We start from the raw sequence: 14,373 nt of genomic DNA on the forward strand, positions 1-14,373 counted from the left end.
GCGGTCAGCCGGCCGGGGGCGGGTGGTCCCCGGCCGGCGGCAGCACCGCGGCCAGCGCCGCGCTGGCCGTCTCGACCAGCCGGGGGTCGGCCCCGGCCCGGACCCGCAGGTGCAGCGGCTCCGACGGCGCCCCGGGCAGGTCGGTGCACTCCTCCAGCCCCTCGGGCGGGTCGCCCAGCCCGGCGACGAGCGCGACCCCCAGACCACCGCGCACCGCGTTCAGCACCCCGGCGAGGTAGGCGGCCTCCCCGACGACGGTCGCCGCCATCCCGGCGGCGGACAGCGTCTGCAGGGCGCGACGCCGGATGGTGCACGGCGAGTCGATCACGACCAGCGGCACCGGACCGTCCGCGGGACGACGCCAGCCCGGCGCCGCGTACCAGGTCAGCGGGATCGCCCCGGCGGCGACGCCGGGGCCCTCGACCACGTCGCCGATGTACATCGCCAGATCGAGCGTGCCGCGGTCGACGGCGTCGTTCAGCCGGCTGGAGCGGTCGAGCCGGAAGCGCACCGCGGTACCGGGGAACACCTCCTGCAGCCGCTCCATGACCCGGGGCAGCAGCTCGTCCGCGGCGTGCTCGGTGGAGCCCAGCACCAGGGACTCGCGGGTGTCGCCGACGCCGAGACGGCGCAGTGCGTCGTCGTGGGCGGCCAGGATGCGACGGGCCTCGCCGAGCAGCGCCTCGCCCTCGGCGGTGAACCGGCTGACCCGGCCGTCCTTGCGGACCAGCGGGCGTCCGACGGCCTTCTCCAGGCGACGGACGTGCTGGCTGACCGCGGACTGGGACAACGTCAGGGACTGCGCCGCGCGGTGGAACCCGCCCTGGTCGGCGACGGCGACGATGCTCCGCAGCGCGGTGATGTCGAGGACGGCGGGCACGGTACCGAGGCTACCGACAATGATCGCGGATCGCGATCGGTTGTGATGCGCATTCGTCGTTGGACCCGGGCGCCCCGGCCGTCTGTGATGGTGGGCATGACCCGCCCGCGCTCCGCGACCCCCGGCCGGCACGTTCCGGCCGCCGTCGCGTGCCGTGACGGCGGGCTCACGCGTCGCCGGGTCGTCGACCACGGCACCGTCTGCTCCGCGGCCTGTCCGGCCCGCTGAACCACGGGTCGGTCGCGACCCGTCCGGAGCGCGCGGCCCCGGTCGCCCTCCGCCGGCCCTCCCCGGGCCGGTGTCCTCCGGCGTCACCCGAGACGACGTCACCCGAGAAAGAGATGAGTCCTCCATGACTGCAGTCGGCACGACCCCGGTCCTCGCGTCCTGGACCGAGCCCGAGGGCATCCGTCCCCGCGGCACCGTCGTCGTCGTCCCGGGCCGCGGCGAGCACGCCGCGGTCTACGAGCGGTTCGGCAGGCGCATCGCCGCCGACGGCTACCGCGTCTGGGCGGTCAGCGACCCCACCGTCGACGCCGCCCGCACCCTGGGTCAGATCCGCTCGCTGCTCGACCGCACCCCGTCCGAGGAGCCGGGTGAGGCCGGTCCGCCGCCGCGGGTGCTGGTCGGCTCCGACACCGGCGCGCTGTTCGCGGCCGGGCTGGTCGCCGACGGCGCGGCCGGCATCGACGGCCTCGTGCTGGCCGGGCTCCCGCTGCACACCACCCCGGGCGCACCGGACTGGGCCGACGAGCTCGCGCTGCGCACGTCCTGCCCGACCCATCGCGGCCGCCTCGACGCCGACGACACCGTCCGCCGCGGCGCGCTCACCGGCCGGCTCCCCGACGGCTGGGTCGACCGGGCCCGCCCGGCCGCGATCGGGGTGCTGGTCCTCGGCCTGCACGGCGCCGCCGACGCGGTCAGCCCGCTCGCCGACGTCCGCGACTTCTACGCCGCCCTCCCGGACGGGGAGCTGGTCGGCGTCGCCGGCGGTGTGCACGACGCCCTCAACGACGCGACCCACCGCATCGCCGCCGCCACCGCGGTGCTGTTCCTGGAGCGGCTGCGTGTCGGGTCCCCGCTGGCCCGGGTCGAGGTCGCGGCGGTGCCGCGGTGACGCGTTACGTCGTGGTCGGCGCCGGGGCGGTCGGCGCCACGCTGGCCGCCGAGCTGCACCTCGCCGGGCGCGAGGTCGTGCTCGTCGCCCGCGGTGCGCAGCTCGCCGCGCTCCGCGGCGGCCTGCGGTACCTGCGTCCCGAGGGGGAGCGGCGGGTCGGCGTACCCGCCGCCGCGCAGGACGAGGTGACCCTGCGCGCCGACGACGTGCTCCTGCTGGCCACGAAGGCCCAGGACGCCGACGCGGCGCTGGCCCACTGGGCCGCACGCCCGGTCGCCGACGGCACCGCGGCCGTGTCGCTCCCGGTCGTCGTGCTGCAGAACGGCCTGGACACCGAGCGGGCCGCGCTGCGCCGGTTCACGACCGTGTACGGCGCCGTCGTGCGCTCGCCGACGGCCTACCTCACCCCCGGCGAGGTCGTCTCGCCGGGCGCACCCGCGGCCGGGCTGGTCTGGCTCGGCCGGTACCCGGCGGGCCGCGACGCGCGCGCCGAGGAGATCGCCGCCGACCTGACCGCGGCCCGCCACCCCACCCAGCTCGTCGACGACGTGCCGCGCTGGAAGGCGGGCAAGCTCCCGCAGGTGCTGGGCAACGCGCTCGACGCGCTCTACCCGCCGGGGCGACTGCGTGAGCGGGCCGCGGCCGCGCTGCGCGCCGAGGCCCGCGAGGTGTACCGGGCCGCGGGCGTCGACCCGGCCGACCACCGTGCGGAGTCCACCGCGGACCTCGGTTCGCTGGTGGTGCGGCCGGTGCCCGGAGCACCGGCCGCGGGGCGTTCCACCTGGCAGAGCCTGCGCCGCGGGGTGAGCCCGGAGACCGACTTCCTCAACGGCGAGATCGTGCTGCTCGCCGGTCTGCACGGCACCACGGCGCCGCGCAACGCCGCCGTCGCGGACCGGGTGCGCCGCGCCGTCGCCGACGGGGCCGGGGCGCACGACCTCGACGACGCCGACCTGGCCGCGACCCTGCCCTCGGTGTCCGTGCTCGTCGACGCGGGTGCGCTGGCCGCCGAGCTGGCGGGGGACACCCCGCCGGTGCTGCTCGACGTCCGCTGGGCCCTCGGCGACCCGCACGGGCGCGAGCACCACCGTGCCGGGCACCTGCCCGGCGCGGTGTACGTGCCGCTGGACACCGAGCTCGCCGCGCACTCCGACGACCCCCGCGACGGCCGCCACCCACTGCCCGACGTCGCGGCCCTGCAGACGGCGGCGCGGCGCTGGGGCGTGCGCGCCGACCGCCCGGTCGTGGTGTACGACGCCACCGGCGGGCTCGCCGCCGGGCGCGCGTGGTGGTTGCTGCGCTGGGCCGGGCACGACGACGTCCGGCTGCTCGACGGCGGCCTGGCCGCCTGGACCGCCGCGGGCCTGCCCGTCGAGTCCGGGGACGTGCCCGACCCCGAGCCCGGCGACGTCGTGCTCACCGGCGGCGCGCTGCCGGTCCTCGACGCCGACTCCGCCGCCGCGCTGGCCCGCGACGGGCTGCTGCTCGACGCCCGCGCCGGGGAGCGCTACCGCGGTGAGACCGAGCCGGTCGACCCGCGCGCCGGGCACGTCCCCGGCGCGGTGAGCGCTCCCACCGGGGGCAACCTCGCCCCCGACGGCCGCTTCCGCGACCCCGCCGCGCTGCGCGCCCGCTTCGCCGCGCTCGGTGCGCTCGACCGGCCGGTCGGTGTCTACTGCGGATCCGGGGTGACCGCCGCCCACCAGGTGGCCGCGCTCGCCGCGGTCGGTGTGCGCGCCGCGCTGTACCCGGGGTCCTGGTCGGCGTGGTCGAACGACCCGGCGCGCCCGGTCGCCACCGGGGCGCGGCCGTGACCGGCGCCGAGGCCCGCACGCCGCCCGGACGGGGCGCCACGCGGTCATCGATCGCGTCGCGTGATCGGAACCGATCCCGATTCGTCGCTGGACCCCGACCGGTCGTCCGGGATTCACTCGTCGGTGTGGACACGACGACCTCGACCGGGCCCGCGGCGCCGCGCCGCCGTCCGGCACCGTCGTGCCCGCCGCCCGCGCCGACCGGGTTCACCCGGCGCCGCGTGATCGACCACGGCACCGTGTTCTCCGCGGGCTGTCGCGCCCGCTGAGACCCGGCCGCAGCGCCGCCCCCCGGGTCCCTCCTCCGGTCCCTGCGTGCCCCCACCGCGCGCCGCCCTCCCGACCCGCCCTCCCGGCGGGCCCGCCCCCGCCGTACCGCCCTGCGGTCCGCGGCGGGGCGCCGAACCGGAAGCAGACCTCCCTGCGCCCAGCCGTGCCGTCAGCACCGTGACCCACCCCCGTACCGACCCGTCCGCCCTGACGGGATGGAGCACCGACCCGGCCGTCCGGACCGCCGCCCGCCTGGACCGCTCCGGGTTCGACCCGGGCTCGATCCCGGATGCCGTCGTCGCCGCCCGCTCGGTGGACGACGTCGTCGAGCTGCTGACCCACGCCCACGCCACCGGCACCCCGGTCGTCGTCCGCGGGGCCGGGACCGGGCTGTCCGGGGGAGCGGTCGCCGGGGCCGGGAGCGTGGTGCTCGACCTGAGCGGTCTCGACCGGATCGTGGAGATCTCCCCCGTCGACGAGCTCGCCGTCGTCGAGGCCGGGGTCCTCACCGCCGACCTCGATGCCGCGGCCGCCGCGCACGGCCTGCGCTACGCCCCGGACCCGGCCAGCGCGGCGATCTCCACGATCGGCGGGAACATCGCGACCAACGCGGGCGGGCTGCGCTGCGCCAAGTACGGCGTCACCCGCGAGGCCGTGCTCGGCCTGGACGTCGTCCTCGCCGACGGCCGCCGGGTCGCCACCGGACGGCGCACCGTCAAGGGCGTCGCCGGCTACGACCTGACCGGGCTGTTCGTCGGTTCCGAGGGGACCCTCGGGGTGGTCGTCGGCGCGACCGTCCGGCTGCGGCCGGTCCCGGTCGCGACCGCGACCCTGGCCGCCTGGTTCGACGACGTCACCACGGCCGCCGCCGCGGCCGCCGCGATCACCGCGGCCCGGCTGCAGCCCGCCGTCGCCGAGCTGCTCGACACGACGTGCCTGGACGCGATCGCCGCGGCCGGCGGGGCCGCGTCGCACGGGGCGGCGTTCCTGCTGGTCCAGACCGACGGTTTCGGCGCCGCCGCGGAGATCGACGCGGTGCGCGCCGTGGTCGCCCCGCTCGCGTCGCGGGTCGACCTCGCCACCGACGACGCCGGGTCGCAGGCTCTGCTCGCCACCCGCCGCGCCGGACTGCCGGCCCTGGAGCGGCTGGGCCGGGTCCTCGTCGAGGACGTCGCGGTGCCGCGCTCGCGGCTCGCCGAGGCGGTCACCGCGATCGCCGCGATCTCGGCCCGCAGCGGGATCCGGATCGCGACGATGGCGCACGCCGCCGACGGCAACCTGCACCCGATCCTCGTCCTCGAACCGGGCCGTGAGCTCGACCAGCAGGTGTGGGACGTCGCCGGGGAGGTGTTCGCGACGGCACTGCGCCTGGGCGGCACGCTGACCGGGGAGCACGGCGTCGGCCTGCTCAAGCGCCGCTGGCTGCGCGACGAGCTCGGCGACGACCTGGTGGACCTGCAGCAGCGGCTGCGATCGGTGTTCGACCCCCGCGGCGTCCTCAACCCCGGCAAGGCCCTCTGACCTCCCCGGGCCGCAGCGCCCGACCGCCCACCCGTGACCCGACACCCGCCCCGGACGTGCCGCACCGCCGCGCCCCGGCCGTCCGCCCGTACCCGCACCGAGGAGACACCGTGCCCGACACGCCCGTGACCGCCCCGTCCGACACCGTTCCCGAGACGGCCGCCCGCCGCGTCGAGTTCATCTCGCTGTCGCACCTGAACCCCTCCACCGAGCTCGCCCCGCTGCCGACCCGCGGCATCGACCTGCCCTACTTCCGGCGCTACGTGCGCACCCTGGAGGAGTCCGGCTACGACTACACGCTGCTGCCCTACGGCTCGAACACCGCGGACTCCTTCGTCGTGGCCTCCGCGGTCGGACAGCTCACCGAGCGGCTGCGCCCGATCGTCGCCGTCCGGCCGAACACCGCCTTCCCCCTGGTGGTGGCCCAGCAGCTCGCCACGCTCGACCAGCTGACCGAGGGGCGCGCCGTCGTCCACCTCATCTCCGGCGGCAGCGACGCCGAGCAGGCCCGCCAGGGCGACTACCTGCCCAAGGCCCGCCGCTACGCCCGCACCAGCGAGTTCATCACGCTGCTGCGCCGCGCCTGGACCGAGACCGAGGCGTTCGGCCACGACGGGGAGTTCTACCGCTTCGACGACTTCGGGCCCGGCTTCGCGCCCTACGGCGACACCATCCCGATCTCCATCGGCGGCCAGTCCGACGAGGCGTTCGAGATCGGTGGCCGGCAGGCCGACGTGTTCAGCTTCTGGGGCGAGCCGCTCGCCGACATCCGCGCCCAGATCGGCCGGGTGCACGCGATCGCCGACGCCGCGGGCCGGCCGCGGCCGCGGATCTGGGTGACCTTCCGCCCGATCGTCGACCGCACCGACGAGCTGGCGTGGGCCAAGGCCTACCGCTACGCCGACGCCATCGGTGCGAGCTTCCGGCGCGGCGCGACCAAGCACCGCTTCACCGGCAGCCCGCAGAACGTCGGCTCGCAGCGGGCACTGGAGTTCGCCGCTCGCGCCGAGGTCTACGACCGTGCGCTGTGGACCCGCACCGCCGCCGTCACGAACGCGGGCGGTGCGTCGACCGCGCTGGTCGGCACCCCCGAGACCGTCGCCGCGGCGATCGTCGACTACATCGACCTGGGTGCCGACCTCGTGTCCATCCGCGGCTACGACACCCTCGCCGACGCCGCCGACTACGGCCGCCGGGTGCTGCCCCTGGTCCGTGAGGAGCTCGCGCACCGCGACGCCACCGGGCGCCGGGGCACCCTGCAGGCCGACCACCCGGGCGCGTTCGCCCCTGATTTCGACGCCGACGCGCTGGCCGGTGTCCTGTGACCGCGCTCGACGAGCGGACCGCGGCGCTCCCGGTCCCGGACCTGTCCGACGCCGCGTTGGCCGCGGTGACCGCCGAGCTCGCCGCCACGGCCGAGACCTACGACCGCAGCGGTGCCGTCCCCGAGGCGGGCATCGCCGCGGTGCACCGGGCCGGGCTGCTCACCGCCACCGTGGCCCGGCGGCACGGCGGCCCCGGGGTGTCGCTGCTCGACGCGGCCCGGATCCTCGTCGCGCTCGGCGAGGGCGACCCCTCGGTCGCCCTGATCACCGCGAACACCCTCAACGCGCACCAGGGCCAGGCCGCCGCCGCGACCTGGCCGGAGGCCACCTACGCGGAGATCCTGCGCCGCTCGGTGCACGAGCCGGTCCTGATCAACGCGGTGCGTGCCGAGCCCGAGCTGGGTGCCCCGGCCCGCGGCGGGCTGCCCGCCACCGTCGCCCGCCGCACCCGCGACGGTTGGTCGCTCTCCGGCCGCAAGGCCTACGCCACCGGTGGCACCGCGCTGGCCCACCACGTGGTCTGGGCGGTCACCGACGACGACGAGCCGCGCGTCGGGCACCTGCTCGTGCCCGCCGACGCCCCGGGCATCAGCTGGGTCGAGACCTGGGACCACCTGGGCCTGCGCGCCTCGAACACCCATGACGTGGTCTACGACGACGTCGCGCTCCCGCTCGACGCGTTCGTCGAGATCCCCCGCGGCGACGACGGCGTCTACCGCGACCCGGCCGCCGTCACCGGCCCGGCGAGCCTCGGCCACCCCGCGCTCTACGTCGGGGTGGCGCGCGCCGCCCGGGCCGCGTTCGTCCGCTACGCCCGCGAGCGGGTCCCCACCGCGCTCGGGCGCCCGATCGCCGAGACCGACCGCATCCGCACCGTCGCCGGCGAGATCGACGCCCACGTCGCGCAGGCCGAGACCCTCCTGTACGGGGCCCTGCTGCGCGCGGGCTCCGGCGAGACCTCGCACCTGCCGCAGCTCTCGCTGCTCAAGGTGCAGATCGCCCGCTCGGCGATCACGGCGGTCGAGACCGCCGTCGCCGCGCTGGGCAACCCCGCGCTCACCCGACACCTGCCGTTCGAACGGCACCTGCGGGACGTGCTCTGCGTGCGGGTCCACCCGCCGCAGGCGGACGCCGCGTTCCTCGACGCCGGCCGCCGCCTCCTGTCCCGCCCCACCCCGCAGGAAGAGAACCCCCGATGACCACCCCCTCCCGCCGGTCGGTGCTGCGCGCCGCCGCCGGTGTCCTCGCCGCCGCCGTCCTCGCGTCGGCCTGCGGCACCGGAGCGGTGCAGAACACCGCCGCCGGCGCCCCCACCGACGGCGGCGACCTGACCTTCCTCATCGACTCGCTCGGCGACACCTGGGTCCCGAACGACAGCTCGATCTCCAGCTTCCAGGGCCACGTGTGGGGCCACGTCACCGACAAGCTCGTCTACGTCGACGACAAGGGCGCCGTGTCGCCGTGGGTCGCGCAGAGCTGGCAGCAGAACGCCGACGCCACCGAGTTCACCCTGAAGCTGCGTCCCGGTGTCACGTTCTCCGACGGGTCCCCGGTCGACGCGGCCGCCGTCGTCGCGAACCTCGACATCTGGGCCAAGGGCCGCCCCGACGAGGGCATCAAGCCGATCGGGCTGTTCCCGAAGACCTACCAGGCCGCCCGGGCGGTCGACCCCACGACGGTGCAGGTCACGTTCCGCTCGCCGACGCTGGGCTTCATCCCGACCCTGGGCTACCACGGCTCGATCCTGATCTCGCCGAAGACGCTCGCACTGCCCGCCGCCCAGCAGGCCGACCTGTCGAACGACATCGGCTCCGGCCCGTACGTCGTCGAGTCCTGGCGCGACGACGACAACGTCGTGCTCCGCAAGCGCCCCGACTACGACTGGGCGCCCGCCGCGCTGGACCACCAGGGCCCGGCCCGGATCGACACGCTGACCTACAAGGTCGTCTCCGAGCAGCAGGTCCGCACCTCCTCGGTGCAGTCCGGGCAGGCCGACGTCGCCTACAACCCCTCGCCCAAGGAGCTGGAGACGCTCAAGGCGCAGGGCCTGACCACCGCCACCCCGCGCTACCTCGGCTTCGTCAACGGCTTCGCGCTGAACACGACGGTCGCCCCGTTCGACGACGTCCGCGTCCGCCAGGCCGTGCAGCACGCCATCGACCGCGACGAGATCATCGCGACCGTCTACACCCCGGACTGGCAGAAGGCCGAGTCGTTCATCCAGAGCAACGTCCCCGGTGCCACCGACCACTCGTCGTCGTTCGCCTTCGACGTGGCGAAGGCCACGGCGCTGCTCGACCAGGCCGGCTGGGTGCCCGGCCCCGACGGGATCCGCGTCAAGGACGGGAAGCGTCTCTCGGTCACGCTGCACCCCAACCCCTACCTCGCCACCTCGAGGGCGATCGACGAGCTGATCGCCCAGCAGCTGCGCAAGGTCGGGATCGAGGCGCCGATCCAGGCACTCGACGTCGTCAACTACACGCAGAAGGTCGTCGTCGGGAGCCCCACGGTGCCCGCCTACGAGGTCACCCGCAGCTTCATCGACGCCGGCACCGTCTCCGGCGTGCTCACCGACGCGAACAAGGGGGAGAACTGGTTCGGCCTCGGCCGCAGCGACCAGAAGCTCGACCAGCTCGCCGACGGCATCGCCGGGGCGAAGGACCCCGCCGCGCGCAACGAGCTCCTCGACCAGCTGCAGGCCCACGTCCTCGACCAGGGGTACTTCGTGCCGATCACCCAGATCGTGCAGCGCATCTACGCGCAGTCCCCGCGGGTGCAGGGCGTGACCTACAACGGCGTCGCCTACGCGAACTACTACACCGCATGGCTGCAGGACTGATCGCGCGATGAACCGGGACTACGTCAGCTACGCGCTGCGCCGCGCCGGGCAGTCGCTCGTCGTGGTGGCCCTCGCCTACGTGTTCACCTTCGTCGTGATCAGCGTCCTGCCGGGCGACCCGGTGACGACGACGCTGCGCAACCCCGAGAACGGGTTCACCGAGGAGGAGATCGCGCGGATCGTGGCCTACTACGGCCTCGACCGCCCCGTCCCGGTCCAGCTGTGGGAGTCGGCGTCCCGGTTCGTGACGGGCGACCTCGGCCTCTCGCTGCGGTCCAACCTGCCGGTGTCCGGGATGGTGGCCGAGGCGCTGCCCTCCACCCTGGCGCTCGCCGCATCGGCCATGACGATCGCCGTCGTGATCGCCTTCGGCGTCGCGTTCGGTGTGCACCGGCTGCCCGCCCCGTACAGCTCGATCCTGCGGTCGGTGCCCGCGCTGTCGCTGTCGGCGCCGACCTTCCTGGTCGGGCTGCTGCTGATCCAGGTGTTCTCCTTCCGGCTCGGGTGGTTCCGGGCCATCGACGCCGACTCCGCCGTCGCGACCTTCTTCGCGGCGCTCACCCTCGGGATCTGGGTCTCCGCCCAGATCGCCGAGGTGCTCATCGCCAACCTCGACCACGAGGCCGACCAGGAGTACGTGGCGGTGGCCCGCTCCCGCGGGCTCACCCGGACCCGGCTGCTGGCGCGGCACCTGCTCCGGCCGTCGTCGCTGCCGGTGGTGACGGTCTTCGCGCTGATGGTCGGTGAGGTCCTCGGCGGCGCGGTGATCATCGAGGCGGTCTTCGGGCGCACCGGGCTCGGCAGTCTCGTCGAACGCTCGGTCGCCATGCAGGACCTGCCCGTCCTGCAGGCGGTGGTCACCCTCGCCGCCGTCGTGTTCGTCGTCGTCAACCTCGTCGCCGACCTGGTCTATCCGCTGCTCGACCCGCGGGTGCGACCGGTGGCCCGCCAGGAAGCAGGAGTGACCGCATGAGCGCCCCCGCCCTCACCCGCACCGACGGGGCACCCGAGCCGGACGCCCGCGCCGCCCGGACCCGTCGGTGGGCGCCGCCGACGGTGCTGGCCTCGTTCGTGGTCGTCGCGCTCGTGCTGGCCTGGGCGGTCGCGCCCGGGCTGTTCACCAGCCACGACCCGGTCGACGGGATCCCCTCGGAGCTGTTCCGCCCACCCGGCGCCGGGCACCTGCTCGGCACCGATCAGCTGGGCCGTGACGTGTTCGCCCGGATCGTGCACGGCACCGCGTCCTCGGTGACCAGCGCGCTGGTCGCGGTTGCGATCGGTGTCCTCGTGGGTGGCGCGATCGGGCTGCTCGCCGGGTTCCTCGGCGGCCTCGTCGACGTCGTGCTCGCCCGGCTCGTCGACGTCCTGCTCGCCATCCCCAGCTTCCTGCTCGCCGTGGTGATCGTCAGCGCGCTGGGGTTCCAGACCATCAACGCCGCCGTCGCCACCGGCATCTCCGCGATCGCGGTGTTCGCCAGGGTGATGCGCTCGGAGGTGCTCAAGACCCGCTCGGCCGTCTACGTCGAGGCCGCCCTGCTGCTCGGCGGCTCCCGCTGGCACGTGCTGCTGCGCCACGTCCTGCCCAACGCCTCGCGCTCGGTGCTGCAGCTCGCCGTCCTGCAGTTCGGGCTCTCGGTGCTGGTCATCGCCAGCCTCGCGTTCCTCGGCTACGGCGACCCGCCGCCCGCCTCGGACTGGGGTCTGCTCGTCGCGACCGGCAAGGACTACCCGCTGGCGCCCTGGCTCGTCTGGGCGCCGGCACTCGTCACGATCGTCACCGTCCTCTCCGTGAACAGGATCAGCCGATGGCTCCGCACGACCGACTGACCGGCACCGTCCTCGACACCGACACCGACACCGACACCGGTGCCGATCCCGCCGGCGCCGCGGAACCCACCGACCTGCCCGGACCGCCGCTGCTGCGGGTCTCGGACCTGACCGTGCACTACGGCCACCACCGCGTCGTGTCCGGTGTGGACCTGACACTGGCCGCGGGCGGCTCGCTCGCGGTGATCGGCGAGTCCGGATCGGGCAAGTCCACGATCGCCCGCTCGCTGCTGCGGCTGCTGCCCACACCCGGCCGGGCCACCGGCCGGGTCGAGGTCGACGGCCGCGAGGTGCTGGGCCTGTCCGAGCGCGCGTTCCGGCCACTGCGGGGACGCACCCTCGGGTTCGTCCCGCAGGATCCGGCCAGCTCGCTCAACCCGGTCCGCACCATCGGCTCGCAGGCCCTGGAGGCGGCCGCGCTCGCCGCCGGCGTCGCGCCCGCGGACCGGCGCGCCCTGGTGCTCGACACCCTGGAGCGCGTCGGGCTGCCCGACCCGGTCCGGGTCTACGGTGCCTACCCGCACCAGCTCTCCGGCGGGATGCTGCAACGCGTCCTCATCGGCCTCGCGGTCCTGCCCCAGCCGTCGCTGCTGGTCGCCGACGAGCCGACCTCGGCGCTCGACGTGACCGTGCAGCGCCGCATCCTCGACCTGCTCACCGGTCTGCGCACCGAGCTCGGGATCGGGCTGTTGCTGATCACCCACGACCTGGCCGTCGCCGCCGACCGGGCCGAGGAGCTGCTCGTGCTCAAGGACGGCACCGTGCAGGAGACCGGCCCGACCCGGCAGGTCTCGCAGCGCCCGGCCTCGGAGTACGCGCGCCGGCTGCACGCCGACGTGCCCGCGCTGCACCCCGACCGCTGGGCCGAGCTGCGCGCGGTCGGACGGGCACGGTCCGGGGCCGAGCCGCGGATCGAGCTCGACGGCGTCGCCAAGACCTTCCCGGGCGGTGTCGTCGCCGCCGACGATGTGTCGTTCCGCGTGCCGTCGGGCACCACCCACGCGCTGGTCGGTGAGTCCGGGTCGGGCAAGACGACCGCGGTCCGGATGCTGCTCGGCCTGGAGCGGCCCGACGCCGGGCGGATCGTCGTCGCGGGTCGCACGCTGCACGGCCGCTCGCGCGCCGAGCTGCGCGACATCCGTCGCCACCTGCAGCTCGTCTACCAGAACCCGTTCACCTCGCTGGACCCGCGATGGAAGGTCGGACGGCTGGTCCGCGAGCCGCTGGACCGGTTCCGGGTCGGCGACCGCGGCGAGCGCACCGCGCTGGTGCGGGCCGCCCTCGCCTCGGTCGGTCTGGCCGAGGAGCTGCTCGACCGGCGCCCGGCCGCGCTGTCGGGCGGGCAGCGGCAGCGGGTCGCGCTCGCCCGCGCCCTGGTGCTGCGACCGGACGTGATCGTGCTCGACGAGCCGACCTCCGCGCTCGACGTCACGGTGCAGGCCGGGATCGTGGAGACGCTGCTGCGGCTGCAGGCCGAGCTGGGGCTCACCTACGTGTTCGTCTCGCACGACCTGGCACTGGTCCGCCAGCTCGCGCACACGGTGTCGGTGCTCCAGCACGGACGCGTGGTCGAGTCCGGTCCGGTCGCGTCGATCTTCGACGAGCCGCGCGCGGAGTACACCCGCACGCTGCTCGCCTCGCTGCCCGGGACCGGGCGGGCCGCCGCGTGAACGCCCCGGCCACGTCGTCGACCGCGTCGGGCCCACGGACGGCCGCTCCGGCGGGCGGGCCTCGCCCGGTGACCGGGCTCGGCTTCAACACCCGGGTGTCCTGGTCCGACGACCACGGCCCCGCCGCCGGGCTCGCCGAGGGGATCGCGCTCTACCGGGCCGCCGAGGACCTCGGCTACGACGCCGGGTGGGCCTACCAGCGTCACTTCGACCACTACCTGTCCTCGCCGCTGCCGTTCTTCGCCGCCGTCGGGCAGCACACGTCGCGGATCCGGCTCGGTTCCGCGGTGCTCCCGATGCGCTACCAGGACCCGGTGCTGCTCGCCGAGGCCGCCGGGACCACCGACCTGCTCGTCGGCGGCCGGCTGGAGCTGGCGCTCGCGACCGGCTCCCAGGCGTCGTGGGACGCGGTGTTCGGCGGTGTCGACACCGACCCGCGGACCGAGGCGCTGCGCCGGCTCGACCGGTTCCTCGCCGGGGTGTCCGGCGAGCCGTTGCACGTCGTCGACGGGCCGGGCCAGGGCGCCCCGGTCGGCACCCCGATCCGGGTCACCCCGCACAGCCCCGGGCTGCGCGGCCGGCTGCGGATCGGCGCGGCGAGCACCGACTCCGCGCGCCGCGCGGCCCGCCTCGGGCTCGGCCTGATCACCGGCACCGTGCTGCACGGCCTCGCCGAGGGGGAGACGTTCGCGCAGTACCAGGCCCGGGTGATCGCGGCCTACCGCGACACCTGGTACGAGGTGCACGGCTCCACCCCGCCGCCGGTCGCCGTCGCCGCGTCGATCCTGCCCGGGACCACCGCGGCGCTGCGCGAGACCTACGCCGCCTACGACCACCAGCGCCGCACCGAGGGGATGGCCGCGTCCCGGCCGCGCGGCGCACTCGAACCGGTGGTCGGCGCGCAGCTCCCGGCCGGGCAGCGGATCAGCCCGGTGCACCACGGCACCCCCGACGAGGTCGCCGCCTCGGTGCTCGCCGACCCCGGGATCGCCGCCGCCGACGAGGTCGTGCTGTTCCTGCCACCGGGCTTCGGGCCCGGGGCGAACGTCCGGCTGCTCACCGACCTCGCCGCCGTCGCCCCGGCCTGGGGCTGGTCCCCGGCCTGACCCG

The 14,373-nt window shown here is 75.8% G+C and carries 13 protein-coding genes; 12 read left to right on the forward strand and 1 reads right to left on the reverse strand.

Going from position 1 to position 14,373, the window contains the following annotated elements; genetic code table 11:
• Nucleotides 1-4: 4 nt before the first annotated feature.
• Entirely contained in the window at nt 5-880 is an 876-nt protein-coding gene (locus Ae331Ps2_RS18880) for a LysR substrate-binding domain-containing protein (protein WP_075307414.1), read from the reverse strand.
• Between the two features lie 96 nt (nt 881-976).
• On the opposite strand from Ae331Ps2_RS18880, the gene Ae331Ps2_RS33860 reads away from it, so the two are divergent.
• The 12 genes from Ae331Ps2_RS33860 (at nt 977) to Ae331Ps2_RS18930 (ending at nt 14,369) form a co-directional block, all read left to right on the forward strand.
• Nucleotides 977-1,108 carry a hypothetical protein gene (locus tag Ae331Ps2_RS33860; RefSeq protein WP_255407920.1) on the forward strand — a complete coding sequence of 44 codons (132 nt, stop codon included), beginning with the start codon at nt 977-979 and terminating at the stop codon, nt 1,106-1,108.
• A 124-nt stretch (nt 1,109-1,232) separates the two neighbouring features.
• Nucleotides 1,233-1,997, forward strand: coding sequence for an alpha/beta hydrolase (locus Ae331Ps2_RS18885; protein ID WP_075307412.1), 765 nt, complete (start codon nt 1,233-1,235; stop codon nt 1,995-1,997).
• Complete coding sequence (locus tag Ae331Ps2_RS34300; RefSeq protein WP_075307410.1) at nt 1,994-3,811, forward strand: rhodanese-like domain-containing protein; 1,818 nt, start codon at nt 1,994-1,996, stop codon at nt 3,809-3,811. The genes Ae331Ps2_RS18885 and Ae331Ps2_RS34300 overlap by 4 nt, the downstream gene beginning before the upstream one ends.
• Before the next feature lie 125 nt (nt 3,812-3,936).
• On the forward strand, nt 3,937-4,080 hold the full coding sequence (locus Ae331Ps2_RS32110; RefSeq protein ID WP_020622810.1) for a hypothetical protein: 144 nt from the start codon (nt 3,937-3,939) through the stop codon (nt 4,078-4,080).
• A gap of 178 nt (nt 4,081-4,258) precedes the next feature.
• A complete protein-coding gene (locus Ae331Ps2_RS18895) occupies nt 4,259-5,602 on the forward strand; it encodes an FAD-binding oxidoreductase (RefSeq protein ID WP_075307408.1) in 1,344 nt (447 codons plus the stop codon).
• 110 nt (nt 5,603-5,712) lie between these two features.
• Complete coding sequence (locus Ae331Ps2_RS18900; RefSeq protein ID WP_233147606.1) at nt 5,713-6,927, forward strand: LLM class flavin-dependent oxidoreductase; 1,215 nt, start codon at nt 5,713-5,715, stop codon at nt 6,925-6,927.
• Nucleotides 6,924-8,126 carry an acyl-CoA dehydrogenase family protein gene (locus tag Ae331Ps2_RS18905; RefSeq protein ID WP_075307405.1) on the forward strand — a complete coding sequence of 401 codons (1,203 nt, stop codon included), beginning with the start codon at nt 6,924-6,926 and terminating at the stop codon, nt 8,124-8,126. Before Ae331Ps2_RS18900 ends, Ae331Ps2_RS18905 begins: the two co-directional genes overlap by 4 nt.
• Nucleotides 8,123-9,766 carry an ABC transporter substrate-binding protein gene (locus tag Ae331Ps2_RS18910; protein ID WP_075307403.1) on the forward strand — a complete coding sequence of 548 codons (1,644 nt, stop codon included), beginning with the start codon at nt 8,123-8,125 and terminating at the stop codon, nt 9,764-9,766. Before Ae331Ps2_RS18905 ends, Ae331Ps2_RS18910 begins: the two co-directional genes overlap by 4 nt.
• 7 nt (nt 9,767-9,773) lie before the next feature.
• On the forward strand, nt 9,774-10,739 hold the full coding sequence (locus tag Ae331Ps2_RS18915) for an ABC transporter permease (protein ID WP_020623331.1): 966 nt from the start codon (nt 9,774-9,776) through the stop codon (nt 10,737-10,739).
• Nucleotides 10,736-11,593, forward strand: a complete 858-nt coding sequence (locus Ae331Ps2_RS18920; RefSeq protein WP_020623332.1) for an ABC transporter permease — start codon at nt 10,736-10,738, stop codon at nt 11,591-11,593. Before Ae331Ps2_RS18915 ends, Ae331Ps2_RS18920 begins: the two co-directional genes overlap by 4 nt.
• A complete protein-coding gene (locus tag Ae331Ps2_RS18925) occupies nt 11,572-13,263 on the forward strand; it encodes an ABC transporter ATP-binding protein (RefSeq protein WP_075307401.1) in 1,692 nt (563 codons plus the stop codon). The genes Ae331Ps2_RS18920 and Ae331Ps2_RS18925 overlap by 22 nt, the downstream gene beginning before the upstream one ends.
• A gap of 68 nt (nt 13,264-13,331) precedes the next feature.
• Nucleotides 13,332-14,369, forward strand: coding sequence for an LLM class flavin-dependent oxidoreductase (locus Ae331Ps2_RS18930; protein ID WP_075307399.1), 1,038 nt, complete (start codon nt 13,332-13,334; stop codon nt 14,367-14,369).
• The last annotated feature ends 4 nt before the right edge of the window (nt 14,370-14,373 follow it).

The organism is Pseudonocardia sp. Ae331_Ps2, assembly GCF_001932405.1.
Lineage (GTDB): Bacteria > Actinomycetota > Actinomycetes > Mycobacteriales > Pseudonocardiaceae > Pseudonocardia.

Bases quoted from the DNA above. Each gene is read 5' to 3' on its own strand.
- Ae331Ps2_RS18925 (WP_075307401.1), top strand. From the start codon at position 11,572: ATGGCTCCGCACGACCGACTGACCGGCACCGTCCTCGACACCGACACC.
- Ae331Ps2_RS18910 (WP_075307403.1), top strand. From the start codon at position 8,123: ATGACCACCCCCTCCCGCCGGTCGGTGCTGCGCGCCGCCGCCGGTGTC.
- Ae331Ps2_RS18920 (WP_020623332.1), top strand. From the start codon at position 10,736: ATGAGCGCCCCCGCCCTCACCCGCACCGACGGGGCACCCGAGCCGGAC.
- Ae331Ps2_RS18915 (WP_020623331.1), top strand. From the start codon at position 9,774: ATGAACCGGGACTACGTCAGCTACGCGCTGCGCCGCGCCGGGCAGTCG.
- Ae331Ps2_RS18885 (WP_075307412.1), top strand. From the start codon at position 1,233: ATGACTGCAGTCGGCACGACCCCGGTCCTCGCGTCCTGGACCGAGCCC.
- Ae331Ps2_RS33860 (WP_255407920.1), top strand. From the start codon at position 977: ATGACCCGCCCGCGCTCCGCGACCCCCGGCCGGCACGTTCCGGCCGCC.